Source organism: Conexibacter sp. JCM 18997 (genome assembly GCF_055391915.1).
The window spans coordinates 1,325,935-1,352,903 of sequence record NZ_AP043885.1 but is presented as its reverse complement, the minus strand read 5'-3'; the positions used below and the strand labels follow the sequence as shown (position 1 = coordinate 1,352,903).

At 72.5% G+C, this 26,969-nt stretch carries 30 protein-coding genes; 15 read left to right on the top strand and 15 right to left on the bottom strand.

The window, feature by feature from the left end; translation table 11 throughout:
• Position 1 precedes the first annotated feature (1 nt).
• Both ACZ5UI_RS07030 and ACZ5UI_RS07025 read left to right on the top strand, forming a co-directional pair.
• Positions 2-1,939, top strand: a complete 1,938-nt coding sequence (locus tag ACZ5UI_RS07030; protein WP_464195638.1) for a choice-of-anchor D domain-containing protein — start codon at positions 2-4, stop codon at positions 1,937-1,939.
• Positions 1,940-2,063: 124 nt separating this feature from the next.
• Positions 2,064-2,678 carry a dihydrofolate reductase family protein gene (locus ACZ5UI_RS07025; RefSeq protein WP_464195636.1) on the top strand — a complete coding sequence of 205 codons (615 nt, stop codon included), beginning with the start codon at positions 2,064-2,066 and terminating at the stop codon, positions 2,676-2,678.
• On the opposite strand, the gene ACZ5UI_RS07020 is transcribed toward ACZ5UI_RS07025, so the two are convergent.
• On the bottom strand, positions 2,651-2,917 hold the full coding sequence (locus tag ACZ5UI_RS07020) for a helix-hairpin-helix domain-containing protein (RefSeq protein WP_464195634.1): 267 nt from the start codon (positions 2,915-2,917) through the stop codon (positions 2,651-2,653). The genes ACZ5UI_RS07025 and ACZ5UI_RS07020 overlap by 28 nt on opposite strands.
• A gap of 90 nt (positions 2,918-3,007) precedes the next feature.
• Between ACZ5UI_RS07020 and ACZ5UI_RS07015 the strand changes: the two genes are divergently transcribed.
• Together ACZ5UI_RS07015 and ACZ5UI_RS07010 are read left to right on the top strand one after the other, a co-directional pair.
• On the top strand, positions 3,008-3,994 hold the full coding sequence (locus tag ACZ5UI_RS07015; protein WP_464195632.1) for an RNA polymerase subunit sigma-70: 987 nt from the start codon (positions 3,008-3,010) through the stop codon (positions 3,992-3,994).
• Positions 3,991-4,632 (top strand): MBL fold metallo-hydrolase, encoded by a 642-nt coding sequence (locus ACZ5UI_RS07010; RefSeq protein WP_464195630.1) that lies wholly within the window; start codon positions 3,991-3,993, stop codon positions 4,630-4,632. Before ACZ5UI_RS07015 ends, ACZ5UI_RS07010 begins: the two co-directional genes overlap by 4 nt.
• On the opposite strand, the gene ACZ5UI_RS07005 is transcribed toward ACZ5UI_RS07010, so the two are convergent.
• Entirely contained in the window at positions 4,616-5,032 is a 417-nt protein-coding gene (locus ACZ5UI_RS07005; protein WP_464195628.1) for a hypothetical protein, read from the bottom strand. The genes ACZ5UI_RS07010 and ACZ5UI_RS07005 overlap by 17 nt on opposite strands.
• Positions 5,033-5,158: 126 nt before the next feature.
• On the opposite strand from ACZ5UI_RS07005, the gene ACZ5UI_RS07000 reads away from it, so the two are divergent.
• The 3 genes from ACZ5UI_RS07000 to ACZ5UI_RS06990 all read left to right on the top strand — a co-directional run bounded on the left by ACZ5UI_RS07000 (position 5,159) and on the right by ACZ5UI_RS06990 (position 8,486).
• Positions 5,159-5,398: a FitA-like ribbon-helix-helix domain-containing protein gene (locus ACZ5UI_RS07000; protein ID WP_464195626.1), complete on the top strand. Its 240-nt coding sequence runs from the start codon at positions 5,159-5,161 to the stop codon at positions 5,396-5,398.
• Positions 5,395-5,811 (top strand): PIN domain-containing protein, encoded by a 417-nt coding sequence (locus tag ACZ5UI_RS06995; protein WP_464195624.1) that lies wholly within the window; start codon positions 5,395-5,397, stop codon positions 5,809-5,811. Before ACZ5UI_RS07000 ends, ACZ5UI_RS06995 begins: the two co-directional genes overlap by 4 nt.
• A gap of 110 nt (positions 5,812-5,921) precedes the next feature.
• The gene (locus ACZ5UI_RS06990; RefSeq protein WP_464195622.1) at positions 5,922-8,486 is read left to right on the top strand and encodes a DEAD/DEAH box helicase; all 2,565 of its coding nucleotides are present in this window, start codon (positions 5,922-5,924) and stop codon (positions 8,484-8,486) included.
• Positions 8,487-8,493: 7 nt separating this feature from the next.
• Here the strand turns inward: ACZ5UI_RS06990 and ACZ5UI_RS06985 are convergent, their stop codons facing one another.
• Positions 8,494-9,435: an SGNH/GDSL hydrolase family protein gene (locus ACZ5UI_RS06985; RefSeq protein WP_464195620.1), complete on the bottom strand. Its 942-nt coding sequence runs from the start codon at positions 9,433-9,435 to the stop codon at positions 8,494-8,496.
• A 112-nt stretch (positions 9,436-9,547) separates the two neighbouring features.
• Entirely contained in the window at positions 9,548-10,729 is a 1,182-nt protein-coding gene (locus ACZ5UI_RS06980) for a BaiN/RdsA family NAD(P)/FAD-dependent oxidoreductase (RefSeq protein WP_464195618.1), read from the bottom strand.
• Positions 10,730-10,793: 64 nt separating this feature from the next.
• On the opposite strand from ACZ5UI_RS06980, the gene ACZ5UI_RS06975 reads away from it, so the two are divergent.
• Complete coding sequence (locus tag ACZ5UI_RS06975) at positions 10,794-11,210, top strand: VOC family protein (RefSeq protein ID WP_464195616.1); 417 nt, start codon at positions 10,794-10,796, stop codon at positions 11,208-11,210.
• Between the two features lie 122 nt (positions 11,211-11,332).
• Positions 11,333-12,277, top strand: a complete 945-nt coding sequence (locus tag ACZ5UI_RS06970; protein ID WP_464195614.1) for a YHYH protein — start codon at positions 11,333-11,335, stop codon at positions 12,275-12,277.
• A gap of 47 nt (positions 12,278-12,324) precedes the next feature.
• Here ACZ5UI_RS06970 and ACZ5UI_RS06965 read toward each other — a convergent pair whose 3' ends face one another.
• The gene (locus ACZ5UI_RS06965; protein ID WP_464195613.1) at positions 12,325-13,527 is read right to left on the bottom strand and encodes a M28 family peptidase; all 1,203 of its coding nucleotides are present in this window, start codon (positions 13,525-13,527) and stop codon (positions 12,325-12,327) included.
• 113 nt (positions 13,528-13,640) lie between these two features.
• On the opposite strand from ACZ5UI_RS06965, the gene ACZ5UI_RS06960 reads away from it, so the two are divergent.
• The 3 genes from ACZ5UI_RS06960 to ACZ5UI_RS06950 all read left to right on the top strand — a co-directional run bounded on the left by ACZ5UI_RS06960 (position 13,641) and on the right by ACZ5UI_RS06950 (position 15,788).
• Positions 13,641-14,246, top strand: coding sequence for a class I SAM-dependent methyltransferase (locus ACZ5UI_RS06960; RefSeq protein ID WP_464195611.1), 606 nt, complete (start codon positions 13,641-13,643; stop codon positions 14,244-14,246).
• A 23-nt stretch (positions 14,247-14,269) separates the two neighbouring features.
• Positions 14,270-15,304, top strand: a complete 1,035-nt coding sequence (locus tag ACZ5UI_RS06955) for an alpha/beta fold hydrolase (protein WP_464195609.1) — start codon at positions 14,270-14,272, stop codon at positions 15,302-15,304.
• A 76-nt stretch (positions 15,305-15,380) separates the two neighbouring features.
• Positions 15,381-15,788, top strand: coding sequence for a VOC family protein (locus ACZ5UI_RS06950; RefSeq protein ID WP_464195607.1), 408 nt, complete (start codon positions 15,381-15,383; stop codon positions 15,786-15,788).
• A gap of 7 nt (positions 15,789-15,795) precedes the next feature.
• Here the strand turns inward: ACZ5UI_RS06950 and ACZ5UI_RS06945 are convergent, their stop codons facing one another.
• From ACZ5UI_RS06945 to ACZ5UI_RS06930, 4 genes are read right to left on the bottom strand one after another with little or no spacing between them, the layout of a single operon-like run.
• Positions 15,796-16,164 (bottom strand): VOC family protein, encoded by a 369-nt coding sequence (locus ACZ5UI_RS06945; protein WP_464195605.1) that lies wholly within the window; start codon positions 16,162-16,164, stop codon positions 15,796-15,798.
• Between the two features lie 10 nt (positions 16,165-16,174).
• Positions 16,175-16,576 (bottom strand): nuclear transport factor 2 family protein, encoded by a 402-nt coding sequence (locus tag ACZ5UI_RS06940; RefSeq protein WP_464195603.1) that lies wholly within the window; start codon positions 16,574-16,576, stop codon positions 16,175-16,177.
• A gap of 5 nt (positions 16,577-16,581) precedes the next feature.
• The gene (locus tag ACZ5UI_RS06935) at positions 16,582-18,345 is read right to left on the bottom strand and encodes an outer membrane protein assembly factor BamB family protein (RefSeq protein WP_464195601.1); all 1,764 of its coding nucleotides are present in this window, start codon (positions 18,343-18,345) and stop codon (positions 16,582-16,584) included.
• 22 nt (positions 18,346-18,367) lie between these two features.
• The gene (locus tag ACZ5UI_RS06930; RefSeq protein WP_464195599.1) at positions 18,368-19,225 is read right to left on the bottom strand and encodes a hypothetical protein; all 858 of its coding nucleotides are present in this window, start codon (positions 19,223-19,225) and stop codon (positions 18,368-18,370) included.
• Between the two features lie 108 nt (positions 19,226-19,333).
• On the opposite strand from ACZ5UI_RS06930, the gene ACZ5UI_RS06925 reads away from it, so the two are divergent.
• Positions 19,334-20,728 (top strand): MFS transporter, encoded by a 1,395-nt coding sequence (locus ACZ5UI_RS06925; protein ID WP_464195597.1) that lies wholly within the window; start codon positions 19,334-19,336, stop codon positions 20,726-20,728.
• A gap of 9 nt (positions 20,729-20,737) precedes the next feature.
• Here ACZ5UI_RS06925 and ACZ5UI_RS06920 read toward each other — a convergent pair whose 3' ends face one another.
• Positions 20,738-21,298, bottom strand: coding sequence for a hypothetical protein (locus tag ACZ5UI_RS06920; protein ID WP_464195594.1), 561 nt, complete (start codon positions 21,296-21,298; stop codon positions 20,738-20,740).
• A gap of 104 nt (positions 21,299-21,402) precedes the next feature.
• On the opposite strand from ACZ5UI_RS06920, the gene ACZ5UI_RS06915 reads away from it, so the two are divergent.
• Entirely contained in the window at positions 21,403-22,773 is a 1,371-nt protein-coding gene (locus ACZ5UI_RS06915) for a glucose-6-phosphate dehydrogenase (RefSeq protein WP_464195592.1), read from the top strand.
• 10 nt (positions 22,774-22,783) lie between these two features.
• Here the strand turns inward: ACZ5UI_RS06915 and ACZ5UI_RS06910 are convergent, their stop codons facing one another.
• The 3 genes from ACZ5UI_RS06910 to ACZ5UI_RS06900 are packed head-to-tail and all read right to left on the bottom strand — an operon-like array spanning position 22,784 to position 24,589.
• The gene (locus ACZ5UI_RS06910) at positions 22,784-23,338 is read right to left on the bottom strand and encodes a hypothetical protein (RefSeq protein WP_464195590.1); all 555 of its coding nucleotides are present in this window, start codon (positions 23,336-23,338) and stop codon (positions 22,784-22,786) included.
• A gap of 54 nt (positions 23,339-23,392) precedes the next feature.
• The gene (locus tag ACZ5UI_RS06905) at positions 23,393-23,803 is read right to left on the bottom strand and encodes a hypothetical protein (RefSeq protein WP_464195588.1); all 411 of its coding nucleotides are present in this window, start codon (positions 23,801-23,803) and stop codon (positions 23,393-23,395) included.
• Between the two features lie 24 nt (positions 23,804-23,827).
• Positions 23,828-24,589 (bottom strand): class I SAM-dependent methyltransferase, encoded by a 762-nt coding sequence (locus ACZ5UI_RS06900; RefSeq protein ID WP_464195586.1) that lies wholly within the window; start codon positions 24,587-24,589, stop codon positions 23,828-23,830.
• 49 nt (positions 24,590-24,638) lie between these two features.
• Between ACZ5UI_RS06900 and ACZ5UI_RS06895 the strand changes: the two genes are divergently transcribed.
• Entirely contained in the window at positions 24,639-25,853 is a 1,215-nt protein-coding gene (locus ACZ5UI_RS06895; protein WP_464195584.1) for a hypothetical protein, read from the top strand.
• 159 nt (positions 25,854-26,012) lie between these two features.
• On the opposite strand, the gene ACZ5UI_RS06890 is transcribed toward ACZ5UI_RS06895, so the two are convergent.
• Together ACZ5UI_RS06890 and ACZ5UI_RS06885 are read right to left on the bottom strand one after the other, a co-directional pair.
• The gene (locus ACZ5UI_RS06890; protein WP_464195582.1) at positions 26,013-26,426 is read right to left on the bottom strand and encodes a DoxX family protein; all 414 of its coding nucleotides are present in this window, start codon (positions 26,424-26,426) and stop codon (positions 26,013-26,015) included.
• A complete protein-coding gene (locus tag ACZ5UI_RS06885; RefSeq protein WP_464195580.1) occupies positions 26,423-26,881 on the bottom strand; it encodes a YtoQ family protein in 459 nt (152 codons plus the stop codon). Before ACZ5UI_RS06885 ends, ACZ5UI_RS06890 begins: the two co-directional genes overlap by 4 nt.
• Between the last annotated feature and the right edge of the window lie 88 nt (positions 26,882-26,969).

The window sequence follows — 26,969 nt, the reverse complement described above, 5'->3', positions numbered from 1 at the left end:
CATGCCCAGCATCAGCATCCGCCGTTCGTGTCTCGTCGCCGCACTCGGCCTGTCCGCCGCGATCGCCATCGCCCCGGCCGCCCAGGCCGACCCGCCCCTGGTCGGGCCGAACGTCCAGTACATCGGCGGCTGGGACGGCAGCGCCGGCGGCGGGGGCGCCTTCACCGATCCGTGGGGCGTGGCCACCGCGTCGGACGGCACCGTCTTCGTCGCCGACCGCAACGGCGGGCGGATCCAGGTCTTCACCGCCGACGGCACCTACGTGCGCAGCTGGGGCGCGCCGGTCGAGCTCGGGGCCTCCTGGGTCACCGCGCGCGGCATCGCCATCGGCCCGGACGGCAACGTCTACACGACGTCGACGGTCTACAACCCGATGACCGCGGCGAGCTCGAGCAAGGTGGTCGTCTTCACCCAGAGCGGCGCCTACGTGCGCAGCTGGGACGTGACCGGCAGCAACGTGAGCGTCACCGGGATCACGGTCGCCGCCGACGGCACCGTCTACGTCACCGACGTCGGCGGCAGCCCGTACCGTGCCGTGGCCTACACGAGCACCGGCACGTTCATCCGCCAGTACACCCGCACCAGCGGCGCCGGCCGGCTGCGCAACCCCTACGGCGTGGCGATCTCGCCCGACGGCACCAAGGTGCACGTGATCGACAACGGCACCAGCAACGACGTGGCCACCTTCGACCAGGCCTCGGGCGCCTACCTGAGCCAGTGGGCGACGGCGGGCGGCGGCGCGGCCGGCGGCGTGCTCAGCGCCACGGGCATCACCACCGGGCCTGACGGCTCGATGTACACCGCCGAGATCGGCTGGCAGCGCGTCCAGCTGTTCGACGCATCCCTGAGCTACGTCTACGACATCGCCGCGGCCGGCTCGGCCGCCGGGGAGCTGAGCGACCCGACCGGCGTGGCCGTCGGCCCGGACGGCTCCATCTACGTGAGCGAGAGCGCCGTCCTGGGCGGCGTCTCCCGCGTCCAGCGCTTCGCCGACCTCAACGCCTCGGTGACGCCCGCCTCGACCGACCTGGGGACGGTCGCCGCCGGCACCACCTCCCCCGTCTCGGTGACCGTCACCAACACCGGCCGCGCGAAGCTGCCGATCGCCTCGATCGACTTCGGTGGCGCCGACGGCAGCCGTTTCGCCGTCGGCAGCACCACGTGCCCGGTCGGCGGGTCCCTGGCCGCCGGGGCCTCGTGCGCGATCCAGACGTCGGTGACCGCCGGCAGCGCCGGCGCCCTGTCGGGCACGGTGCAGGTGCACGCGGCGCTCGGCCTGTGGTCGCACACCTACACCGCGGCCGTGACCGCGACGGCCACCGCGGGCGCCAGCGGCGGCGGCGGCACGCCCGCGGCCACCACGCCGCAGCCGCCGGCCAGTCCGACCGCCACCACCCCGGTCAGCACGCCGACCCCGACCTCCCCCACTTCCCCCACGCCGACCGCCGTCACGCCGGCGCCGACGACGTACAGCCCGAAGGTCTACGGCGTGCAGCTGAGCGCGCCGGGCGACGACGCCACGCCGGAGATCAAGGTCACGACCAGCGGCGGCGACAGCGCCACCAAGTCCGTCGCCAACCTGACGCTCAAGTGCCCGAAGACGGCCAACGGCTGCAACGCCGACGGCCTTCTGACGCTCGACGCGCGCGCCCTCGGTGGCGCCCAGGCCCGCAGCGCCGCGGTCGCGCAGACCACGCTGGCCCGATTCGCCGGCGTCGAGATCGTCGCCGGCGACTCCAAGCTCGTGAAGGTCCGCCTGTCGACGGCGATGGTGCGCCGCCTGCAGGCCCGCCACGTGTTCCGCGTCCACGCGACGCTGACCATCAACAACCACCTCGACGGCGGTCCCGTGGTGCGGACCCGCAAGCGCGTCCTGCTGCTGATCCCGCGTCCGGCCCGCCGGGCGGTGCCGGTCCAGACGCCGTCGTTCACCGGCTAGACGATCCGCTCCGGTCCGGTGCTCGACGCCTCGTGTCGAGAACCGGACCGCGGCTCCGACCACCGGGTGACCACCCGATCTGAGGAGCCGCATGCCGGTACCACCGATGAGTAGCTTGCCGCCGATGTCCGACACCACCTGCCACATGTCGATCTCGCTCGACGGGTTCGTCGCCGGACCCGACCAGAGTCGCGAGCACCCGCTCGGCCGGCGCGGGATCGAGCTCCACGGCTGGCACATCGGCGACGAGCGCGCCAACGCGGCCGACGCGACGGCGAACGGGTGGCTCATGCGCCCGCGCGGTGCGTACGTGATGGGCCGCAACATGTTCGGGCCGCTCCGGGGCGCGTGGGAGGACGACTGGCGCGGCTGGTGGGGTCCCGAGCCGCCCTACCACGCACCGGTGTTCGTGCTCACCCATCACCCCCACGAGCCGATCGAGATGGAGGGCGGGACGACCTTCCACTTCGTCACCGACGGCTTCGAGGCCGCCTACGCGCAGGCGCGGGAGACAGCCGATGACGGTGGCATCGACATCGCGGGCGGGGCCGCCACCGTGCGCCAGGCGCTGGCCGCCGGGGTCATCGACGAGCTCACCCTGGACATCGCCCCCGTCCTGCTGGGGTCCGGCGAGCGGATCTTCGACGGCGCCGAGTCCTTCGGGTTCGAGCCCGTCGAGGCGTTGCATTCACCGCTGGCCACGCACATCCGCTACCGCCGGGTGCGATCGGGCGCGTAGTCCCACCACGGGCGCGACGGGCCGCCGTCGACCTCGACGATGACGGCCTGCAGCGTGTACAGCAGGCAGGGGTCCTCGGCCTGGCCGGCCTGGTCGCACAGGCGGGCGAACAGCTCGTGCGGGTCGCGGCCGCGCAGCTGCTCGGGGGTCGAGATGCCGAGCTCGACCAGGCGGCGGGCGACGGCGGGCCCGACGTTGCGCAGGGCGGTCAGCTCGTGCAGACGTTGATCGGTGGGCATCATGCAACGGTACGCCGCCCGCGCCGGCCTGGCTTGGAGAAATCGGACGCCGGGTGATGAGCTTTTCGGCCGCCGGCCGTCACACACACCATGAGCTCCATCACCGACGATCTCCAGCCGCTCGACGAGCAGGCCTTCGGCGCGCGCGTCGAGCCGCACCGCCGCGAGCTGCACGTGCACTGCTATCGCCTGCTCGGCTCGTTCGAGGAGGCCGAGGACCTCGTCCAGGAGGCGTTCCTGCGCGCCTGGCGCCGGCGGACCACGTACGCGGGCCGGGCCTCGGTGCGCGCCTGGCTGTACCGGATCGCCACAAACGCCTGTCTGGACGCCCTGGACAAGCGCCCGCGGCAGCCGAGCGCCAGCGGCGAGATCGCGTGGCTGCAGCCGTACCCCGACACGCTGCTCGAGCAGCTGCCCGACCGGCGTGAGGGACCGGAGGACGTGGCGCTGGCCAAGGAGACCATCGAGCTGGCGTTCATCGCCGCGATCCAGCACCTGGCGCCGTTGCCGCGCGCGGTGCTCGTGCTGCGCGACGTCCTCGGCTGCTCGGCCAAGCAGACCGCGCAGCTGCTGGAGACGACGGAGGCGTCGGTCAACTCCGCGCTGCAACGGGCGCGAGCCGGGTTGCGCGAGCGTCTGCCCGCGGAGCGTGAGGCGTGGCAGTACGCCGCCGAGCCCAGCGCCGCCGAACGCGACCTGCTGGCCCGCTACGTCGAGTGCAGCGAGCGCGTCGACGCCCAGGGCCTGGCCGCGCTCCTGCACGAGGACGTCCGCTTCTCGATGCCGCCGACCCCTGGCTTGTGGACGGGCCGCGGCACGGTCGTGCAGGGCTGGATCGACGGCGGCTTCGCCGCGGAGACGTTCGGCAGCGTGCGCTGCATCGTGACCCACGCCAACGGTCAGCCCGCGGTCGCCAACTACGTGCGCCGGCCGGGCGACGCCGCCTACGCGCCGATGGCGATCGACGTCCTGCGGGTGCGCGACGGCGTCGTCACCGAGATCGTCACCTTCGGCGGCCGGGTGTTCGAGCGCTTCGGCCTGCCGGCCACGCTCAGCGCGGCGGTCGGCGCGCGATGAGCTCCCCCGCCCCGATCACGGTCACGCCGATCTTCGTGGCCGACCTGCTGGCCGAGAACGAGCGCATGGCGGTCTACGTGCACGTGATCGACCACCCCGACGCGCGCGTGCTGGTCGACACCGGCCTCACCGTGCTGCACCCGGCCGTGGCCGATCTCGATCCGCGCATCCGCCCGCTCAGCGAGCAGGACTTCGATCTGGCCAGCGTCGACATCGTCGTCAACACGCACCTGCACTTCGACCACTGCGGCGGCAACCACCTGTTCGCCGGCACGCCGTTCTACGTGCAGCGCCAGGAGCTCGACGACGCGCGCAGCCAGGTCGACTACACGATCCGCGAGTGGGTCGATGCGCCCGGCGTGGAGTACGTGCCGGTCGACGGCGAGCTCGAGCTGCTCCCCGGGCTCCGCCTCGTGCCGGCGCCCGGACACACCCGCGGCATGCAGATGGTGGTGATCGAGACGGGCGGGCGTCCGACCGTCGTCGGCGGCGACGTGGCCGTGTGGTTCGGCGAGCTCGACGAACCACACAGCGACGGTCAGCGGCGGCTCCTCGCGCTCGATCCGGAGCTGGTCTGGCTCGCGCACGAGCACGAGCCCTGGCGCCCTCCGGAACGGCGGATCAGTAGCCCGGCTTGAGGACCTCGAGCGTCGAGCGGCAGTAGCCGTCGTGCGCGCCGATGTTGTCGCCGTGGAACATGCTGGCGCTGTAGGTCCCCCGGTCCAGCTGGGACGTCTCGACGTGGAAGTTGCCCACGATCCAGTGCTTGGGCTGCTCGAAGCTCCACACGGTGCTGTGCGAGGAGTTGTCGATGTAGATCTTTCCGGACCGGTACCAGTCGTGATGCACCTTGAGGACCACCCGCTGGTCGTCGTGGCTGATCGTGAACGTGGCGTGCTGCTCGTCCTGACAGGACTTGTTGTGCCAGATCACGTGCGCCACCGGGCGGCTGTCGTTGGCAGAGGCCGCGGCGGGCACCGACAGCGCGGCCACGGCGCCGAGCAGGACCGCGGCACCGGCAAGACGAGTCAAGAGCATGAGACGGGACATCGGCCGCGGCGGGCACCGACTTGAGCCGACGCATCGTGCGCGGCCCCCGCGGCTCGTTCAGATTCTGACGACTGATATCATCGCCGCCATTCGCTATCAAACCGGGAGGTCAGCGTGGCCGCCATAACGATTCGCAACCTCTCCGACGAGACGCATCGCGCGCTGAAGGCCCGCGCCGCCGCGCACAACCGCAGCACCGAGGCCGAAGTGCGCGCGATCCTCGATGCCTCGGTCCAGGGAAGCGGCCGGATGAAGCTCGGCTCGCTGCTGGCGTCGATCGGGCGCGAGGCCGGTGGCGTCGACCTGGCGATCTCGCGCAACCAGACGCCTCGAGAGCCGCTGGATCTCACGTGATCGTCCTCGATACGAACGTTCTGTCAGAGCCGCTGCGACAGCGGCCGCATGCGGGCGTCGTGGCCTGGCTGGACGCGCAAGCGGTTGAGACCCTCTACCTCACGACCATCAGCCTGGCCGAGCTGCGATACGGGGTCGCGGTACTCCCCGACGGCAAACGTCGACAGATCCTGCACGACAGCATCGAGCGCGAGGTCCTGCCCGCTTTCGCCACGCGGACTCTGAGCTTCGACGAGGACGCAACCGCGGCGTACGCCATCCTCCGTGCCGAGGCACGCGCGGCGGGCCAGGCTATCGGCGACTTCGATGCGCTCATCGCCGCGATCGCCCGGGTGCGAGGCTTCGCCGTCGCGACCCGCGACACCGAAGCCTTCCGAGCGGCTGGTGTCGCGGTGATCGATCCGTTCCGCTAACCCCGGCCCGGCAGTCACGTACCCCGACGTCTAGCGGCGCGGACGCCGGCCACGCGGTGAACTGCGAGGGCCGACGGCACACGCGAACCCCTACCGTCCCTCTGGTACGCATGACCCTGGTCGACGCGCTCCCCAGCCAGCTCAGCGCCGACGCCCTGTTCGACGCGTTCACCGCCTGGACGGCGCAACAGGGCCTGAGCCTCTACCCCCATCAGGAGGAGGCGGCGATCGAGCTGCTGGACCACAACAACGTGATCCTGTCGACGCCGACCGGCTCGGGGAAGTCGATGGTCGCCGTGGCCGCGCACTTCGGCGCGCTGGCCGAGGGCCGCACCGCGTTCTACACCGCCCCGATCAAGGCGCTGGTGTCGGAGCGGTTCTTCGCGCTGTGCGCGATCTTCGGGGCCGAGAACGTCGGCATGCTGACTGGGGACGCCTCGGTCAACGCGAACGCGCCGATCGTCTGCTGCACCGCGGAGGTGCTCGCCAACATCGCGTTGCGGGAGGGCGAGCGGGCCGATGTCGGCCAGGTCGTCATGGACGAGTTCCACTTCTACGCCGACGGCCAGCGCGGATGGGCGTGGCAGGTGCCCCTGCTCTGCCTGCCCCAGGCGCAGTTCCTGCTGATGTCGGCCACGCTGGGCGACATCAGCACCATTGCGGCCGACCTGACGCGACGCACCAGGCGCGACACCGCCGTCGTCGACGACGCTGAGCGCCCCGTGCCGCTCACCTACGCCTGGTCCGTCGACCCATTGCACGAACGGCTCGAGGAACTGGTGGCGGCCGATCAGGCCCCGGTCTACGTGGTGCACTTCACGCAGGCCGCGGCGATGGAGCGCGCGCAATCGCTGTTGTCGGCCGCGCTCTGCACGCGGGCAGAGCGCGACGCGATCGCCACGCAGCTCGGCGCCTTCCGCTTCACCGCCGGGTTCGGTCGCCCCCTGTCCAAGCTCGTGCGCAGCGGCATCGGCGTCCATCACGCCGGCATGCTGCCGCGCTATCGCCGCCTGGTCGAGCAACTGGCCCAGCAGGGCCTGCTGAAGGTCATCTGCGGGACCGACACGCTGGGCGTCGGCATCAACGTCCCGATCCGCACGGTGCTCTTCACCGGCCTGGCGAAGTTCGACGGGACGCGTCAGCGTCTGCTCAAGGCGCGCGAGTTCCACCAGATCGCCGGCCGCGCCGGCCGCGCCGGCTTCGACACGGCCGGGTACGTCGTCGTGCAGGCGCCCGAGCACGTGATCGAGCGCACACGCGCGCTGGCCAAGGCCGGAGACGACCCCAAGAAGCGTCGCAAGGTCCAAGTGCGCAAGCCGCCAGAGGGTGAGGTCAGCTGGACCGAGGAGACCTTCGCCCGGCTGCGCGACGCGCAGCCCGAGGCGCTGGTCTCGCGCATGCGCGTCGACCACGCGATGATCCTCAACGTCGTCAACCAGCCGCGCGACGCCGTCGAGGCGATGCGCGCCCTGATGGAGGACAACCACGAGGACGAGCGCGGCCGCACGCGGCTGACCGAGCAGGCCACGGCGCTCGGCGACGAGCTCATCGCCGCCGGTGTGCTGGAGTGGCTGCCCGAGCCCGACGCCCACGGACGCACGCTGCGGCTGGCCATCGACCTGCAGGACAACTTCGCGCTCAACCAGCCACTGGCCTCGTTCGCCGTCGCGGCACTGGAGTTGATCGACCCGGAGTCCGAGGACCCCACGCTCGATGTCGTCTCGGTCGTCGAGGCGATCCTGGACGACCCGTTCCCGGTGCTCAAGGCCCAGGCCAACAAGGCCCGAGGCGACGCCGTGGCCGAGATGAAGGCCGAGGGGATCGAGTACGAGGAGCGCATGGAGCTGCTGGAGGAGGTGACCTACCCCCAGCCGCTGGTGGGGCCGCTACGAGAGGCGTTCCACCGCTATCGCGAGACCCACCCGTGGGTGCGCGAGTCCGACCTCTCGCCCAAGTCGGTCGTGCGGGACATGTACGAGCAGGGGCTCACCTTCACCGAGTTCGTCGCCCACTACGGCCTGGCCCGCTCCGAGGGCCTCGTGCTGCGCTACCTGAGCGACGCCTACCGGGCGCTGCGCCAGACGGTGCCCGAGCGGCTCAAGTCCGACGATCTGGAGGCGATCGTCGACTGGCTCGGCGAGACCGTCCGCCAGACCGACTCCAGCCTGCTGGACGAGTGGGAGGCGCTGACCGATCCCGAGGCGGTCGCCGATGCCGCGGCCGCCGCGGCGGCGGGCGAGCCCCTGGCGCCGCCGCGCCCCGTGACCGCAAATGCCCGCGCGTTCACCGTGATGGTCCGCAACGCGATGTTCCAGAAGGTGCAGCTCGCGGCGCGCGATCGCTACGACGAGCTGGCCCGGCTGGAGGCCGAGGCGGCCGCGCTGACCGACCCGCCCGGACGGCCGTTGATGACGGAGGCGACCTGGGAGGCCGCGCTGGGCCACTACTGGGCCGAGTACGAGAGCATGGGCAGCGGACCACAGGCGCGCGGCCCGCAGTTCCTGACGATCGAGCGCGACGACGCCGGTGGCCGCCCACGCAGCTGGACCGTCCGCCAGAGCATCGACGACCCCGACGGCCACCACGACTTCGCGATCGTCGCCACCGTCGACCTCGACGCCTCCGACGCAGCCGGAGCGCCGGTGATCCGCACCCAGTCGTTCGCCGCGGCATAGCCCCGCATCAGGTGGTCGCGGAAGCGTCCGCCAGCTCCGCCCTGAATGCCCGGGCCATGAGCGCGTAGCCCGCGACGTTCGCGTGGATGTTCGGGCCGACCGGCGGGGCGGCGCACATCCACGTGTAGGCGCACACGTTGGCCACGGCGATCGGGACACCCTCGGCGTTGACCTGGGCCAGCGGCGTGTTGGTGCCGAAGGCCTGGTCGATCCGGGCCACGTCGATCTTGACGCCTTGGTAGGCCGGAATCACGGTGTCCTGGTTGATCCGCTGAGCCAGCGACTGCGACGCGGCGGCCAGACTCTGGCCGGACGAGCCGCTGAGCCAATTCTGCAGGAACGGGTCGTAGAGGGTGGCGCCGACGATCGGGACGCGTGGGCCGGCGGCCGCGCGCAGCCGCTTGCCGATGATCGGCAGGTTGTTTCCGATGTTGGCGGTGCCCACCGCCACGCACGCCAGGTCGATGGAGCTGGCGTCGGCGCAGGCGTCGAGGTCGTTGCTGCCGATCTCCACCGTCACGAAGGCGACGTGACCACGGTGCCGGCGCAGGAAGCGCTCGGCGTAGGCGAGCTGGGACGTCTTGGGTGACGTGCTCGCGTACGGCAACCGGCGGACCGGGCTGCACGGCGCGTTCGTCGTCGTGTCGTTGCCGCCCGAGATGAAGCTCTCGGTCGTCGCCCCACCGCAGCCCGCCACGACCAGCTTCAGGTTCGGGTACCGGCGCTTGGCCAGCTGGTAGAGCTGGTGCGTGTACCCCTGGCTCGTGTTGACGATCGCCGCCTCGTGGCCCGGGCCGTTCGCCGGACCGGGCTGGACCCCGACCGAGAGCGAATCGCCGAGCGAGAGGTAGTACTGGGTCTTCGGCCGCGCCGACGCGGTGGCCGGCACGACGAGGGCAGCCAGACCGCCGGCGACGAGCGCCAGCACCAGCAGGCGGGACGGGCTCACCGGCACAACCTACTCCGGGGCGGCTTTGCCGTGCGCGACGAAGCAGAGGGGCGCGGGCCGGTGGATCCGGGCCGTCCGCGATCGATGCGACAGGCGATCGCGCCAGCTGGTCTCAGACGAACTGCGCCGCTGCGTGGCCCGACGCCCAGGCCCACTGGAAGTTGAACCCGCCCAGATGGCCGTTGACGTCCAGGACCTCGCCGATGAAGAACAGCCCGGGGCTCTTGCGCGACTCCATCGTCTTGGACGACACCTCGCTGGTGTCGACGCCGCCCAGGGTGACCTCGGCGGTGCGGTAGCCCTCGGTGCCGGCGGGCACGACCCGCCAACCGCCGAGCGTGTCGGCGATGTCGCGCACCTCGGCGGCGGTGTGCTGCTTCATCGGCTTGGCGGCGAACCAGCGCTCGGCCAGCAGCGCGGCCATCTTCTTCGTGAAGACCTCGCCCAGCACGGTCTTCAGCTCGCTGTTGGGGCGGGCGGCCTGCTGCCGCTGCAGCCAGTCGTGCGCGTCGACGTCGGGCAGCAGGTTGATCTCGACGCCGTCGCCGGGCTGCCAGAACGAGGAGATCTGGAGGATGGCCGGTCCGCTCAGACCGCGATGGGTGAACAGGATGTTCTCGCGGAAGCTGTGCCCGTTGCAGCGGACCACGCTGTCGACCGACGTGCCGGACAGCTCGGTGCACAGCTCCTTCAGGCGTGGGTCGGTGATCGTGAACGGCACCAGCCCGGCCCGGGTGGGCAGCACGGTGTGGCCGAACTGGCGGGCCACGTCGTAGCCGAAGCCGGTGGCGCCCAGCGTCGGGATCGACAGGCCGCCGGTGGCGATCACCACCACCGGCGAGACGACGTCCCCCAGGTCGGTGCCCAGCGCGTAGCCATCGGGCGTGCGCTCGATCCGGTGCACCGTGGTGTCCAGGCGCAGGTCGACGCCGACCTCCCGGCACTCCCCCAGGAGCATCTCGAGGATGTCCTTGGATCGGTTGTCGCAGAACAGCTGGCCGAGCTTCTTCTCGTGGTAGGGCACGCCGTGCCGGTCGACCATCGCGATGAAGTCCCACGGGGAGTACCGGGCCAGCGCGGACTTGCAGAAATGCGGGTTCTGCGAGAAGAAGTTGTCCGGCTCCGCGTACATGTTGGTGAAGTTGCAGCGGCCCCCGCCCGACATGAGGATCTTCTTGCCGGCCTTGTTGGAGTGGTCGATGAGCAGCACCTGGCGGCCGCGCGCGGCGGCGGTCATGGCACACATCAGCCCGGCGGCACCTGCGCCGATGATCACAACGTCGGTGGAGCGCATCGATCCGGCGCCACACGGTACGACGGCGCCGATGATTCTCGCCCGCCGGGACAGTCCACCCACCATGACCACCACCACGCACCCCGGCCGGATGCTGTTCGTCAACCTTCCCGTGGCCGATCTGGCCCGCAGCAAGGCCTTCTTCACGGAGCTCGGGTTCACGTTCAACCCGACGTTCACCGACGAGACCGCCGCCTGCATGCTGATCGGCGAGGACGCCTCCGTGATGTTGCTCGGCCGCGAGAAGTTCGCCGAGTTCTCCAAGCTCCCCATGGCCGATCCGACCACGCACGCGCTGGCGCTGTACTGCTTCAGCGTGTCGTCCCGCGACGAGGTCGACGCGGTCAGCGCGGCGGCGCTCGCGGCCGGCGGCACCAAGGTCGATGACGCCGAGGACCACGGCTTCATGTACTCGCGCAGCTTCTTCGACCTCGACGGCCACGGTTGGCAGGTCATGTGGATGGATCCGGCGGCGACCTGAGCGGGGTACGTGCGCGGCGGCCGAGCCGCTATTGACAAATCTGTAAAGACCCTGGCAGGATCGCTCTGTCACGGCTCGCGCCACGACGCGGCCGATCGCGAACACAACTCGGAGGTTGTCGGATGCGTGCCACACGGACGGTTGTCTGCGCAGCGCTTCTGGCCGGCGCCGCGTGCGTCGGGGTCGGTCTGGCCGGATCGGCCTCAGCCCACATCGTCGAGCCACCCCGGACGCTGGGCACGCCGCTGACCGGAAGCCTGCTGAACATGCCCGACCAGGGCCGCACGTTCCTGTGCTGGGCGCCCCCGGGCGTCGGTCTGACGAACGCCAGCACGCCGTGGGTGCACGGCGACACGATCACCACCTCGGAGATCCCGCACGTCGAGGGCCGGGTCGACTGGACCACCAGCCGGTACAAGATCACCACGACCCGGACGACCCGTCACCTCCAGGGCAACGGTCTGCCCACCACCCTGACCGGCGAGTTCCCCGTCAAGGAGGGGACCGCCGCCTACCCGTACTACGCCGCGCTGCCGGCCGAGGGGTACGACAACGCCGCGGAGATCCCGATCGCGCCGTGGGATCTCGACGTCACGATCCCGCGCTACCCCAAGCCCAACCGGGTCCCGACGTGCATCTCCAAGCTCACGCTCGGCGTGGCCGACACCGGCGCCCCCTGGCACGTCGAGATCGCACCCGACTCCGACTTCAACCTGCTCAACCCCTCCGCCGGGCTGCCCATGGACAGCTGCTGGGGGCATCCCTACGCCACGCAGTACCACTACCACGGCGCGTCATGGACCTGCTTCGCCATCGAGAACGCCGCGCACAAGCACTCGCCGCGGGTCGGCTACGCGATCGACGGCTTCGGCATCTACGGCATCAACGGCGTCGACGGGAAGCCCGTCAAGAACAGCGACCTCGACGCCTGCCACGGCCACACCCACAAGATCAAGTGGGAGGGGAAGTGGGTCAACATGTACCACTACCACCTGAACGCGGAGTACCCGTACTCGATGGGCTGCTTCCGGGGGACGCCGGCGGTGCTGCCGTCACAGGTGTCCTGAGGTGGGCATCGCCCGTCGGGGAGCCCCAAGACGGCGCCCACCAGGCGTCAGGCCGTCTGCCGGTCGGCCAGGTCCTCGGCGAGCGCGAGCGTCAGCGTGATCGCGCGGTCGATCGTCTCGTAGGTGAGACGGTCGGGCGTGTCGGTCAGCTGGTGGTAGTTCGTCAGGCACTTCGTCGACGGCTCCCACGAGCAGAGCGTCGCGGTCGGGAAGCCGGCCCGGCTGGTCACGACGGAGTCCGTGCTCGAGCGCGCGCGCAGACCACGACGCAGCGGGCCGCTCGAGCGCTCGGCCGCCGCGGCGACCCGGTCGCGGAAGCGCGGATCGCAGTAGTCCTCCATCAGCACGACGCCCTCGCCCTCGAGCATGACCAGCTCGGGCGAGCCGATCGTGTCGAGGTTGAGCACCGATGTCCGCGCCGGGTCCAGCTCACGCAGTTGGCGATCACGCAGGGCGTAGACGCCGCCCTGGAGGACCTCCTCGGCACCGCAACTGGCCAGCAGCACGCGGACCGGCAGGTCCGCGCCGGCCCGCTCGGCGATCCCCACCAGCGCCGCGCAGGCCGACAGGTTGTCGTTGGCCCCGGGCACGATCCGCTCGCGGGCGATGTCGACGGCGATCGCCGTGGTCCCGAGCAAGGCGCCGATCCCGGCGCGGGTGAGCGCGCGCACGCCGGTCGCCGCCCCCAGCGCGACGACCAGCGGGGCGCCGATCACCGGCCACCACAGCGGGAAGCTCGTGTCCGCCGCCTCGACCCGCTCGGGGAACCGGCGGGCCAGCCACTGCTGCGGGCGCTGGTCGAAGATCACGCCGGTCGCCGCCGCGTCGTGGTGGGCGAGCACGACGAGCGTGTGCGGCGCGTCGGCGCGGCCCACCTCGGCCAGCACGTTCGTCGTGGTCTTGGGCCGGGTGACCAGGCGCCGCCACCAGCGGCGGCCGTTGGACGCGTCATCGGCGATCGCCAGCCCGGCCGCCGCCGCGAGCGCCGCCGCGCCGAGGCTTCGGCCCCGGCGCAGCGCGACCACGCCGGCGGCCAGCGCGAACAGGTTGAGGGGCAGGGCCATGCGCGCGTACCCGTCCCGGAACGGGACGTCCTCGACCCGGGCGTCGCGCGCGCCGGCGCGGCCCAGCCGCTCGGCCAGCCACACGGCCGCGCGCCGCTCCTCGTCCGAGCCGGCGCGCCGACGCAGCGGCGCGAGCGTCTCGGCCACCTCGCGCAGCGTTCGCAGCCGGGCGTCGCTGTCGTTCATCGACGCAGGTCTACCACGACGGCGTTCCGGCCATCCTGTTCGGATGGCCTGATCGGGCGATGGCCCGATGCGCCGGCCCGCATAGACCTTCAGCCATGGATACCTCCACCCCGATGGAACGCCTCTTCGCCGGCGTCTACGACGCCTTTCTGGCGCTGGGCGAGCGCCGGGGCATGCGCGCCAACCGCGCCGCCCTGCTGTCCGCGGCCGACGGCCGTGTGCTGGAGATCGGCGCCGGCACCGGCCTGAACCTCCCGCACTATCCGTCCACCGCGCAGCTGACGCTGACCGAGCCGGTGGCGCCGATGCGCGAGCGGCTGACCGCGCGGGTGCGCGCGGCGGGCCGCCACGCCGACGTCGTCGATGCGCCGGCCGAGTCGCTCCCGTTCGCCGACGGCTCGTTCGATGTCGTGGTCTCGACGCTGGTGCTCTGCACCGTCGACGATCCGCAGGCCGCGCTGGGCGAGATCCGCCGCGTCCTGCGCCCCGGCGGTCGGCTCGTGTTCATCGAGCACGTGCGGGCCGCCGGTGCGGGCCGGGCCTGGTGGCAGGACCGGCTGGCCCGGCCCTGGGCCGCGTTCGCCGGCGGCTGCCACTGCAACCGCCCGCTGGCGGCGATGATCGGCCAGCACTTCCCCCGCACGATGACCGGCGGCGACGCGTGGCGCGGCATGCCCGGGCTGGTGCGGCCGTTGACGATCGGACGCGCCGTGGTCTGAGGCGCGCTCCGTAGAATCGGAGCGTGCAGCAGGAGATCCGCTTCTGTGCGGTCGGGTCGGCCCGCGTCGCCCTGGCCACGTGCGGGTCGGGCCCGCCGCTGGTGTTTCCCAGTTGGTGGGCCAGCCACGTCGAGCAGGACTGGCTGTGGGACGACTTCCGGGTGTTCGTCGAGCGCCTGGCCCGCGACCGGACCGTCGTGCGCTATGACCGCCTGGGCACCGGCCTGTCGGACCGCGCACGCCCCGCCGGCGTCTCGCCCGTGGAGCTGGAGGTGCAGACGCTCACCGCCGTGCTCGACGAGCTGGCCATGCCCGCGGCCGATCTCTTCGGCATGTCCTGCGGCGGCTGCATCGCGCTGGCCTTCGCGGACGCGCTGCCCGCCCGCGCCCGCCACCTGATCCTGTACGGCTCGTACGCGGACGGCACGGAGATCGTCCCGCCGCCCGCGCGCGAGTCGATGCTAGGGCTCGTGCGCACCCATTGGGGCATGGGCTCGCGCCTGCTGGCCGAGATGTTCGCGCCCGACGCCACGCCCGAGGTGCGGCGGCAGATCGTCGACTTCCAGCGCGTGTCGGCCTCGGCCGAGATGGCCGCCGAGCTGCTCGAGCTCGTCTACGCCTTCGACGTGCGCGCCGCCGCGGACCGCGTGTCCGTGCCGACGCTGGTGCTGCATCGCCGCGACGATCGCGCGGTGCCGTTCGCGCTCGGCCGGGCGCTGGCCGCGCGCATCCCGGGCGCACGGTTCCTCCCGCTCGACGGGTCCGACCACGCGCCCTGGATGGGGCGCTCGGCCACGGTGCTCGAGCCGGCGCTGGCCTTCCTGGGCGACGCGCCGACCGCGGCGGGGGACGACACGGCGCTCCTGGACGACCTCAGCCCACGCGAGCGCGAGGTGCTGCGCTTGGTGGCCGCCGGCCTGAGCGACCGCCGGATCGCCGACGTCCTCGTGCTCAGCCCGCACACGGTGCACCGCCACGTGGCCAACATCCGCACCAAGCTGCGCCTCCCCACCCGCGCCGCCGCGGCCGCCGAGGCGGCGCGGCTGGGCCTCGTGTGAGCCCCGAGCCCCGGCCGCGCGCCGTAGCGCGCGAACGCGGCATGGGCGCGGCGCGCATCGGGTAGCGATCCCGACCATGTCCGTCGTCCGCCGTGTGGTGATCGATCATCTGACCGTCGGGGTCCGCGATCTGGTGCGCAGCCGGGACTTCTACCGGGCCGCGCTCGCGCCGTTGGGCTTCGAGGAGCTCAACGAGTGGAGCGAGGACCGCCAGGACCTGGCGTTCGGCCCGCCCGGGCTGGACGACTTCATCATCTCCGTGGTCTACGAGCCGGGCACCGTGCACGTCGCGTTCGCGGCCGAGAACCGAGAACAGGTCGACGGCTTCTACGCGGCGGCGATCGCCGCGGGTGGTCGCGACAACGGCCCGCCCGGCCCGCGCGCCGCGTACTCCCCGGGGTACTACGGCGCGTTCGTGCTGGACCCCGACGGCCACAACGTCGAAGCGGTCTTCCACGACCCCAGCGCGTCCGCCGATCGCTGACGCGCGGTCAGCCGCCGGCCGGCGGCTCCCACAGCTCGAACCGGGTGCCCTCGGGATCCACCGCCCAGCCGAAGCGCCCGTACTCCGACTCGTCCAGCGCGTCGATCACCTCGACGCCGGCCGCGCGCAGCTGGGCCAGCATCGCGTCCAGGTCGGCGACCCGGAAGTTGACCATGAACGCCTGGTCGGGACGGCCGAAGTAGTCGCTGTCGCGTTCGAAGACCGACCACGTCGTCGAGCCGCCCGGCGTCCACTCGAACGGCTTGGGGCCCCAGTCGGTGGTCTCGATGCCGAGATGCTCGACGTACCAGTCCTGCAGGTTGGGGGTCTGTCCGGCGCGTTGGAAGACCCCGCCGATCCCGGTGACTCGCTCCATGGCCGCGATGCTACGACAGCATCCGCCGCTGCGCGTCCGCCTGGATCTCCGCGAACTGCGCGCCCATCCGCTCGGCGACCGCCTGTGCGGCCGACAGCGGGCGCAGCATCACCATCAGCTCGATGATGCGGCCCTCGTCGTCGAAGCGCAGGAAGTCGCAGCCCTGGACGGCCAGGTCGCCGACGCGGGCATCGAACAGCAAGGCCAGGCCGTCGCCGTCGTCGGTGGCGTACTCGCGCACGTAGACCAGGTCCTCGAGCACCCGGCCGACGCCGACGAGGATCGCGGCCACCAGCGCACGCCCCTCGTAGGGACGGAAGGCCACGGGGCTGATGAAGACGGCGTCGGGCGCCAGCAGCGCGGGGATCGCCTCGAGATCATGGGCCTCGACGGCGGCCCGGAAGGGATGCATGCCGCTCATCGTCGCCGATCCACCTCGGCGACGACGTCGGCCGCGGCCAGACGCGCGCCGCGCTGGAGCAGGCGCAGCTCGTCGGCCCGCGGGCCGGTCTCGGTCCCGGTCGCGTCGACGAAGATCACCACGTTGCCGGTGCGGGCGACGACCCGGGCCAGCCGCAAGGTCGGCGACGTGCTCGTGCCGGATGCGGCCTGATCGCCGATGCCCGAGAGCGGCGTCAGCGGGGCGACGTTGTTCACCGTGTCGGCGCGGCTCAGCCGGGCGATGCTCTGGCGCGCGCGGGCGGAGCCGCTCAGCCCACCCTCCGGCTCCAGCGCCGCCGCGGAGACCCGCAGCTGCCGCAGCCCGCCGCCGGGCACCGGTTCGACCCACTGGCAGTTGGCGGGCGCGGCCAGCGTGGGGTCGGCGAAGCCCAGCGCCTGTTTGGTCGCCTCGGTGATCCCGGTGCACAGGCTCACCCCCTTGACCGGGGTCAGCTCCCCGGGGGCGACTCGCGACGGCCCGGACAGCTCGGCCGCCGACGGTCCGTGCGCGGGCAGCCGGTAGGCGATCAGCTTGTCGGCGCTGCGCAGGACCATCGTGCTGCCGCTCAGGGCGACGTCGAACCCGGTGCCGCGCCCGAAGGTCGCCGCGACGCCGTCGAGCGAGCTGGTCCCGAGCACCTGCTGGTCGCCCGTCTCGGGATCGGTGCTGCGCACGGTCAGGCCGGCCTTCTGGAGCGTCGGCCCGCCCGCGTCCGCCGTGATCACCATGCCGTTGCGAACGCCGAACGCGCTCTCGGTGTCGGCCAGCACCGTGTGGCTGACCTCGGCGCCCGACCGCGGGTCGTAGCTGAACAGGATCGGCGCGCGCCCGTACTGCACCACGACGCGGTCGCCGACCATCTGCGTGAACACCGGGACGAACGAGTCGTCCGCCTCGCGGCCGAACGGCGCCAGGGTGCCAGCCTGCGGATCGACCCGGAACAGGAAGCGGTGGTCGTTGACCGACGCGTCGATGACCAACGGCGAACCGGAGATCACCCGTTCGACCGTCGGCAGCGCGCCGCGTCGGTCGTTCGCGGCGCTGACCGGCACCGACCACGACCGGCGGCCGGAGACCGCGTCGTAGCCCACGATCGCTTCGGCGTCGGACCGCTGGTCGCCGTCCACCACGACGCGCCCGTCGCTGGCGAAGGAGTGCAGGCAGGAGTCGCCCTCGCGCTGGGGCAGGGCGGCCAGCGGGGCGCCGTCATCGACGGAGTAGGTGACCGCCCGGTCGCAGCCGTTGGTGACCGCGACCGCCTCGGGCCCGACCTGGACGTTGGTCAGCCCGTAGGTGGAGGCGCCGCGCAGCGACCGCGTCCACAGCAGCCGGCCGGCGTTGACGTCGACGGCGGCCACGACCCCGCACGCCTCGCCGTTGACGGCGGTCCCGCCGCTGAGCAGCACCGCGGCGATGCCTGCGTCGTTGGGCGCGTCGGCGATGGCGCACACCGTCCTGGGCAGCTGCACCGTCCACTGCTTCGCGCCGTCGGACGTCGCATACGAGGTCAGCGCCTTCGTCTGCGGCACGATCAGCGCGGTCGCCGTCGTCCAGGCCCAGGGCGACGTGTCGTTCGGCGGCGCGTTCCACAGCGCGCCCGGGCTGGCCGACCAGGCCACGCGCAGCGTGGCGGCCGTCGTCGGCGCCGTGGTCGGCGTGTCGCCGCCCCCGTCCCCTCCGCAGCCGGCCAGTCCGAGTGCCGCGGCCAGCCCGGCCGCGGCGAAGAGCCCTCTGGTCACGAGGGCCCCTTACCCGGCTACCTCACGGCCGCACCCTGAACGTCTGCGCCGCGTTCGGGTCGCCGTCGGGGTCCTCGATCAGCGCGCCGCCGATGCGCACGGCGGTGAGCCGGGCGCCGCGCGGGACCTGCGGGAGACACAGATCGTGCATGTTGTCGGCGTTGAACGCGGTCGAGTGATCGTTGAGGTCGGCGACGTCGAGCGGCGCCACGGTCCGGACCCGGCCGTTGCGCAGCCGGTAGATGGCGCGATAGGACGCGACGACGGGCGGGCCGACCTCGGTGCCGGTGCCGTTGGCCCGCAGGCCGTTGGACCACATCACGCGCACGAACGTCCGGCCGACCGTGCACGCGTTGCGATCACCGTCGTACAGCGCCGGGGTCAGCGTCCACGCGTCGACGATGTAGGGGCCGCCGGCGATCGGCTCGACCTGTGCGTCGGGCAACGACGCGATCGGCCGCCAGCGCGTCGCGCCGGGGGCGTGCCCCTCGAGCCCGGCGATGCGCACCGTGACCGGCGTCGGGCCGTTGACCGCGTCGCCGAAGTCCCCGATCAGGTTGACCGTCTGTCGTTCGTCGGCCTCGTCGGGCGGGAACTGCAGGGCGCACGTCGGGGTCGCGATGGTGCCGTCGCTGCGGACGATCTGGAACGCGGTGACCTTGATCGAGGTCGGGTTGATGAACCAGTTGAAGGTCACCGGGATGTTGTCCAGGCCCTGCTCGCCCGTGGGGCAGCCGACCGCGTTGTCCGTGCCCCAGGACGCGCTGAGGATCTTCGGCTCGGGACGCGCCAACCCGCCGGGTGCGGCCGTGGCCGAGGTGACCAGCACAGCGCCGAGCAGCAGTGCTCCGAGTGCGGCGCGCACCGCTCCAGATCGCATGGGCGGCAGCGTACTCGCGCCGGGCGCCGTAACGGGGCGGCAAGTGAGCGGTAGGCGGTGGCCTGGATGGTGGGCCCATCGTCAAACCGACTCTCGGAGCTCACCCTCATGACCGCACTGCAACGTTGGACCCTTTCCGCCGTCTGCCTCGCCACCGCGATGCTGATGCTCGACATCGCCGTCGTCACCACCGCGCTCCCCGATCTCGCGGCTGATCTGCACACCGACCTGGCCGGCCTGAAGTGGGTGGTCGACGCCTACACGCTGGCGCTCGGCGGCGCCGTGCTGACCCTCGGCTCGCTGGCTGACCGCATCGGCCGCCGGACCGTCTTCATCGCCGGGGTGCTGCTGTTCACCGCCAGCTCGCTGGCCTGCGCCGCCGCACCGACGATCGAGGCGCTGATCGCCGCCCGGGCCGCGCAAGGGCTCGGCGCCGCGGCGATGTTCGCCGTCTCGCTGGCGCTGATCGCCGACGCCTTCCCGGTCGGTCCGGCGCGGGCGGGCGCGCTGGCCGCCTACGGCGCGACGATCGGCGCCTCGTTCGCCGTCGGCCCGCTGACCGGCGGCGCCCTGACCACCGGCTTCGGCTGGCCGTCGGTGTTCCTCGTCAACCTGCCGCTCGGCGCCGTGGCGCTGGCCATCGGCGCGCTGCGGCTGCGCGACTCCCGCGACGCGGTCGCGCGTCGCATCGACGTCCCGGGCCAGATCACGCTGGTGCTGGCCCTGGTCGGCCTGGTCTTCGGCCTGCTCAACGCCGCGGAGGAAGGTTGGGGCGAGCCGCTCACGCTGGGCGCGCTGGTCGTCAGCGTCATCGCTGGCGTGGCCTTCGTGGCCATCGAGCGCCGCGTGGCCGAGCCGATGGTGCCGCTCGGGCTGTTCCGCCTGCGTCGCTTCACCGGCGCCCAGATCACGGCGCTGGCCATCTCCGGCGGCCTGTACGCGCTGCTGGCCTACCTGATGGTCTACCTCCAGCAGGTGCTCGGGATGTCCCCGATCCAAGCCGGTCTCGTCCTGGTGCCCGCGACGCTGATCAACCTCGTGGTGGCGGCCGCCTCGGCGCCGCTGGCCGCGCGCGTCGCCCCGCACGTGATCGTCGGGTCGGGCCTGGCCCTGGCCGCGCTCGGGCTGGTGCTGATGAGCGGCGTGGACGCCGGGTCGAGCTGGGTCTCCCTCCTGCCCGGGCTGTGCGTGGCCAACGCCGGTGCGGGCCTCGTCAACCCCGCGATCGGCGCGCTGTCGCTGCAGGTCCCCGCCGATCGCAGCGGGCTGGCCTCCGGCATCCACGACACCGCTCGTCAAGCCGGTCTCGCGCTCGGTGTGGCCGCGCTCGGCGCGCTGATCCCGACCGGCGACGTGACGGTCGATCCCAGCGGGTTCGTCGCCGGCCTGCACGACGCGCTGTGGGTCGGCGCCGGGGTCACCGCCGTCGGCGCGGTCGCCGCCACGGCGCTGATCCGCGGCGGCCGACGCGGCTACCGCGAGGTGGCCGCGGCCGAGGCCTGATCGCGCGGATCAGGCGCCGCCGTCGAGGCTCGCCCGAGCCTCGGCGGCGTCCGCCGGATCCATCCGCCCGCAGGCCAGCTGGATCTCGACGGTCTCCTCGAACTGCGCACGCGTGAGCGACCCAGCGCGCACCGCCTCCGCCCAGCCCTGCACGGCGAGGCGGTTGTTGGCGATCAGCTTGGCCTGCAGCTTGGGGTTGCGGGCCGTCAGCTCCGCGATCCGCGCCGTGCTGGCCTGCGCCGATGCGGCCTCCTGGCGCGCCTGGCGATCGGGCGCGGCCAGGTAGGCGTCCCAGTCGATCGTGACCATGTGGCGGTCGGCCGGGTCGACGTGGACCGGCAGCTCGATCCCAGGCTGGAGCTTGGTGCGCGTCAGCAGCCCGGTGTTCTCGACCTTGCGCGGAACCTTGAAGCGGGCCGCGACCTCGTAGGGCTCCTGGCCGGCGACGCGGACCTCGAGGACGAACCGGTAGGGACGGGTGCCGAAGTGGTTGAAGTCCAGGCCCAGGATCGGCTCGCCGCTGTCGTGCGCGTCGCTGCCGTCCGCCGGCGCGTCGGATCGGCGGATCACCGCCGTTCCCACGAGCCCATCCGCCCGCCTGCGCCGTCCCCCGAAGAGCGCCACGGGGCGATCGTACCGCTGCGTTGGCGCCGCGAGTGGGTAGCACGCGCCGTGTGACCGACTCCGCCCCACCCTCGCCTGATCCCCACGTCATCGTCCTCTTCGGCGCCACGGGGGACCTGGCCGGCCGCAAGCTGTGGCCCGGAATGCTCCATCTGGCCCGCGCCGGGTTGATGCCCGACGACTTTCGCGTGATCGGCTCCGGGCGCCACGCGCCCAAGGGCGACCTGGTCGGCGACGACTGGGGCGAGCTGCAGGAGCGCGTCTCGTTCGTCGCCTCCTCCGCCGATGACGGCGCGGACCTGGCCGCGGCGGTGCGCGCCGCGCGTGAGGAGCTCGGGCCCGACTCGCGCACGCTGCTGTACCTGTCGGTGCCGCCCCAGGCGATGAAGCCGATGGTCGGCATGCTCGCGCAGACCGGGCTGGTCGACGACCGCGCGCGGATCGTCATGGAGAAGCCGTTCGGGTACGACCTGGACAGCGCCCGCGACCTCAACGCCACGCTGCACGAGCACGTGCCGGAGGAGTCGATCTTCCGCATCGACCACTTCCTGGGCAAGGAGGCCGCGCAGGACATCCTCGCGCTGCGGTTCGCCAACGGCCTGTTCGCGCCGATCTGGAACCGCGAGCACATCGCCGCCGTGCAGATCGACATCCCCGAGCACCTGGGGCTCGAAGGTCGCGGGGCGTTCTACGAGCCGACCGGCGCCCTGCGCGACATGGTCGTCACCCACCTCAGCCAGATCCTGGGGATCGTGGCGATGGAGCCGCCGCGGGCGCTGGACGCCGAGAGCCTGCGCGACGCCAAGCTCGCCCTGTTCGAGGACCTGCAGCCGTTCGCGCCCGACGAGACGGTCTACGGGCAGTTCGACGGCTACCGCGACGAGGACGACGTCGCCGCCGACTCGACCACCGAGACGTTCGTCGCGCTGCGCGCCCACATCGACAACGACCGCTGGCGGGGCGTCCCGTTCCTGCTGCGCACGGGCAAGGCGCTGGCCGACGGGCGGCGCGTGGTCACGCTGACCCTGCGGGCCTGTTGCGACGAGGTGTTCCCGTCCGATCCGCGGCCCGACGAGGTGGTGATCGAGATGACCGAGGACCCGCAGCTGGGGATCGACCTGCGCGTCAAGCGACCGGGACCGCAGCTGGAGCTGACGCACGCCCGCTTCGGCCTCGACGTCGAGCACCAGCTGGGCGCCAACGGCCTGGAGGCCTACGAGCGGCTGATCCACGACGTGATGCTCGGCGACCACCTGCTGTTCACGCGGGCCGACGAGATCGAGCGCCTGTGGGCGTGCGCGGCGCCGCTGCTGGAGGCCCCGCCGCGGCCGATCACCTACGCGCCCGGCAGCTGGGGCCCGGCGGAGGCCGACGCGCTGGCCGCGCCGGCCGGTGGCTGGCGCCTGCCGGCCCGGGACTAGTGTCAGGGCACTAGTGGCGCAGCTGGACGAGCGCCTTCGAGCCGCGCGAGAAGTGCTTCTTGTACTGGGAGTCCAGCGCCTTGGCCTGGGCGCCCTCGTCGGTCGCCTCCTCGCAGTTCAGCGCCTGCAGCGCGGCCATCGCCTTGGCCGCGTGGAGCGACTGCGCCGAGCGCACCGCGAACGCCTGCTCCAGTTCGGATGACGCGGTGCGCAACGTCGCGCGATCGCCCGCGTCCTCGTAGGCGCTGGAGCGGTGCTTGAGCGCGATGGCGGCCTTGACCTCCTTGTCGAACTGATCGGCCACCGAGTGGGCGAGCAGGGCCTGCGTGTACACGCCCTTCTTGAAGGCAGCGGCCACCTGCGGCTCGTCCCGGGCCGCCTGGCAGGTCTCGACGAGGTCGCCGATGCCATCCAGCATCCCCTTCACGCCGATGTACGGCTTGGGGTAGTACTGGATGAACTGCTGGATCTCCGAGTTGGCCACCTTCGGCACGGAATCGGCGCTGGCCGACGCCGGCAGACCAGCGAGGGCGAAGAGGCCGAGGAGCAGCGGGAGGCGGCGCATCGCGCGACTCTAATCCGAGCGCGCGATCCCGGTCGGGGAATTGGCGCGTCCGCCTCAGCGACGGCGGCGCAGCCGGCCGATCGCCGTCGCCGCCAGGCCGACGAACCCGGCGCTGGTGGCGATGAACGAGCCCGCCACGGCCACCCGGTAGGCGCGCGTGTCGCGCGCCTGCGGCCGGACCACGAGCACCCCGAAGGCGTTGGCGTTCGTCCACGAGCCGATGGCCAGCGGCACCGCCACCTTCTTGGGCAGATCGGGCACGGCGGTCGCGGCCAGCGCGCTCAGGCCACCGAGCATGATCAGGTCCAGGTGCCACTGGCGCATGCGCGCGCCAGAGGCGATCCCCAGCCGCTTGGCCCGCTCCGGGTCGGTGATGACCAGCGAGTAGGGCCAGCCCGTCACCGCGCCGAGCGCGAGCTCGCTGAGGCCGCTGGCCAGCAGCGCCTCGTTCGTCGTGATCGCCATGGCGGGCATTGTGACCCGCCGCGCTCAGCGCGCGACGATCAGCCGGACCGCGCCGACGTGCGTCGGCTGGGTGCGCAGATGCCCGTGGCGCTCGTCCCAGCGGCCGCAGTCCAGATCGGCGGCCAGGCGGGCGATGCCGCGAGCGACCGCATCGGGGTCCGTCAGCACCCACCCTGACTGGGCGGCCCGGACGTCCTCGCGCAGGAACGCCTCGGGCCGGGCGTAGTACGCCTCGCCGAAGCCGTCGGGGCAGTCGATCGCGATCGGGACGGCGATCACCTCGACGTCGCCGCCCAACCCGGCGACGACGCGGTCGATGGACGGAAACCGCGCCCGCTCGGTGGCGATCACCTCGGGCACGTACTCGTTGAGCCAGAACCGCGACAGCGCCTCGCCGTCGAACGTGAGGATCGCCACCGGCCCCCGGCTGACCCGGCGCAGCTCGCGCAGCCCGGCGTCGACGTCGCTCCACTGGTGGATCGTCACCGTGGCCATCGCCGCGTCGAAGCTGTCGTCGTCGAACGGCAGCCGCTCGGCCGTCGCGTCGAGGGCCGGCGGCAGGTGGTCGGGACGCTGGGCACGCATCGCCGCCGACGGCTCGACCGCCACGACGTGCCGGTCCGCCGGCTCGTAGGAGCCGGCTCCGGCGCCGACGTTGAGGACCGTGCGCGCATCGCCCAGCGCGGCGTGGACGGCCGCCGCGATCCGCGGATCGGGCTGGCGGCGCACCGCATAGCCCGCCCCGTTGGCCTCGTAGTCGAAGTCGCCCGCCGGCGCGCGTCGCATGTCGCGGGCGAAGTCTAGGAACCGGCCGCCAGCGGGTATGCCGCGCCTCATGCCTCGCCGAGCCCGGATTCTCAGCGCCGCCGCGGTCGCCCTCGCGATCGTCGTCGTCGTGCTGATCGTGCGCGGCGGCGGCGACGATCCCCAGGGCCAGACGGTCAAGGGCGAGCCCACGGCCGGCTTCCCGCTGCGCGGCTCGCTGGCCGACGTCCAGGACGAGATCGACGCCGCGGTCGCCGCGTGGCGCAAGGACATCCAGCGCGACCGCGACGACGACAGCGAATCCGCGCGCGACAGCGCCGACGACGAGCCGGGCCGTCCCCCCACCCCGGACGATGACATCAGCGTGTTGTGGATCGGCCACACGGGCGACCGCGACGAGGACGTCGCGATCCTGACCGGCGGCGACTACGTCGTCGAGCTGACCCGCGGGTTCAACGACCACTGGTTCGTGCGCGACCGCTCCGTGGTCGAGCTGGACTTCGGCGGGGACACCCCCATCTCCGCCGGCGACAGCGTCCTGGTGCCCGCAGGCGCGGACTGGACCTACGCGGACGCGGGCTACTTCGCGCCGCTGGATCCGAGCCGCGACGGCCTGTTCCACACCGACGGGCCGTCGGGCCAGGGCTTCGTCCTGCCCGAGATCGAGACGGTGCCCGAGACCGAGCTGGCCGACGCCTACGTCTTCGGCGTGGGTCCGGTCAGCCTCACCGGCGATGAGCTCACGCGCATGCGCAAGACGATCGCCGACGGTCACGCCCGCGCGCTGTGGACGGCGATCTCCGACGCGCGCGAGCACCTGGCCGACGATCCGCGCATGCAGCCCGGCTGGCTGGACACGCGCCGGGCGCCGTATCTGCAGATCGTCTGGACCGGATCCGTGCCCAACCAGCCCGACGGCGTGATCGTCGCGCTCGACGCCGGCGTCGGGCGGTCGATGAGCCTCGGCTACGCCAAGGAGCCCGGCCCCGAGTCCCGCAGCGAGGACAAGAACGAGGGAGCGGTCTCGCTCGGGGTCGGCGCTGGGCAGCCCGACAGCGCCGTCGGCAGCGGCTTCCTGGTCCGCGACAGCCACCCGTACCTGGTCCTGGCCGGTGTCGACGTCACGTCGCTGCACGCGCTGATCGGCGACGAGCAGATCGATCGCGACGCCCCGGCGGCGATCGTCGACGTCGACCGGTTCTTCACCGGGCACAACACGCGCGACACCGTGGTCTTCGGCCGCGACGCCCGCGGGGACGTGGTCGCGCCGCTGCCCCCGGGCTAGTGTCCTGAGTCGGTAATTCGTGTGCAGCTGGTGGATGCCGGGGCGGGTCTGCCGGTGATCGCCATCACCTGTCGTACTGGTGGTACGGGTGGTGATGGCGAGTGCTGGCAGACACGATTCCGGCGCCGCCAGATGCGGGCGAATTAGTGACTCAGGGCACTAGCGGCGGCGCCGCTCGCGCCAGGCGCTCCACGCGCCCGTCGACCACAGCGCCCACGCGACCAGCAGCGGCTGGAACAGCAGGCGGATCGCCCGCGCGCGGTCGCTGTCGAGCCCGAACGCGTCGGTGTGCGTCACGTACTGGGAGACGTTGCCCGGAAAGACCGCGATGAAGAACGCCGCGGCGGCCCCGCCGACGACGGCCCGGCGCGACGGCCCGACGACGATCAGCGCGCTGCCCAGGGCGATCTCGACGACACCCGACGCGATGACGACGGCGTCCGGATCGAGGGGGACCCAGGTCGGCACCTGGGCCTGGAACTCCTGGCGGCTCCACGTCAGATGGCTGACGCCGGCGAAGGCCAGGAAGCCGCCGAGCGCGATCCGCCCGACGGTGCGCGGGTGGACGGTCATCGCCCGGCGAGCGCGCCGGTGGTGACGTAGCGCAGCACCTCGACGACCTGCTCGGGCTCGCGGGCCACGGCCAGTGCGGCCCGGTCGACCTCCTTGAGCGCGTGGTCGTGCTCGGGCGGGTGCAGCGTGATCAGCGGCCGGCCCAGCGCCGCCGCCATCCCCGCGTCGAAGGCGGCGTTCCACTGCTTGTACTGCTCGCCGAAGCGCACCACGACGACGTCGGCCTGTCCCAGCAGCGTGCGGGTGCGGATCGCGTTGACCCCGGCGCCGAGGTTGTCGCGCCAGAAGCGCTCGGCCGGTTCGCCCAGGATCGCCGCGCCGCAGTCGTCGCTGGCGCCGTGGTCGGTGACCGGGCCGGTGAAGGCGACGTCGAGCCCGGCGGCCGCCGACCCCTGTTCGATGCGCTCACGCCAGTCGGTGTGGATCTCTCCGGAGAGGTAGACGGTCCAGCTCATCCACCGATTGTGACGTCGCTGGCACCTGGCGGGTCCGAGACCCCCGGGCCCGGTAGACCTAGATCCCCCTCCTGGGTCGCCGCGCGCG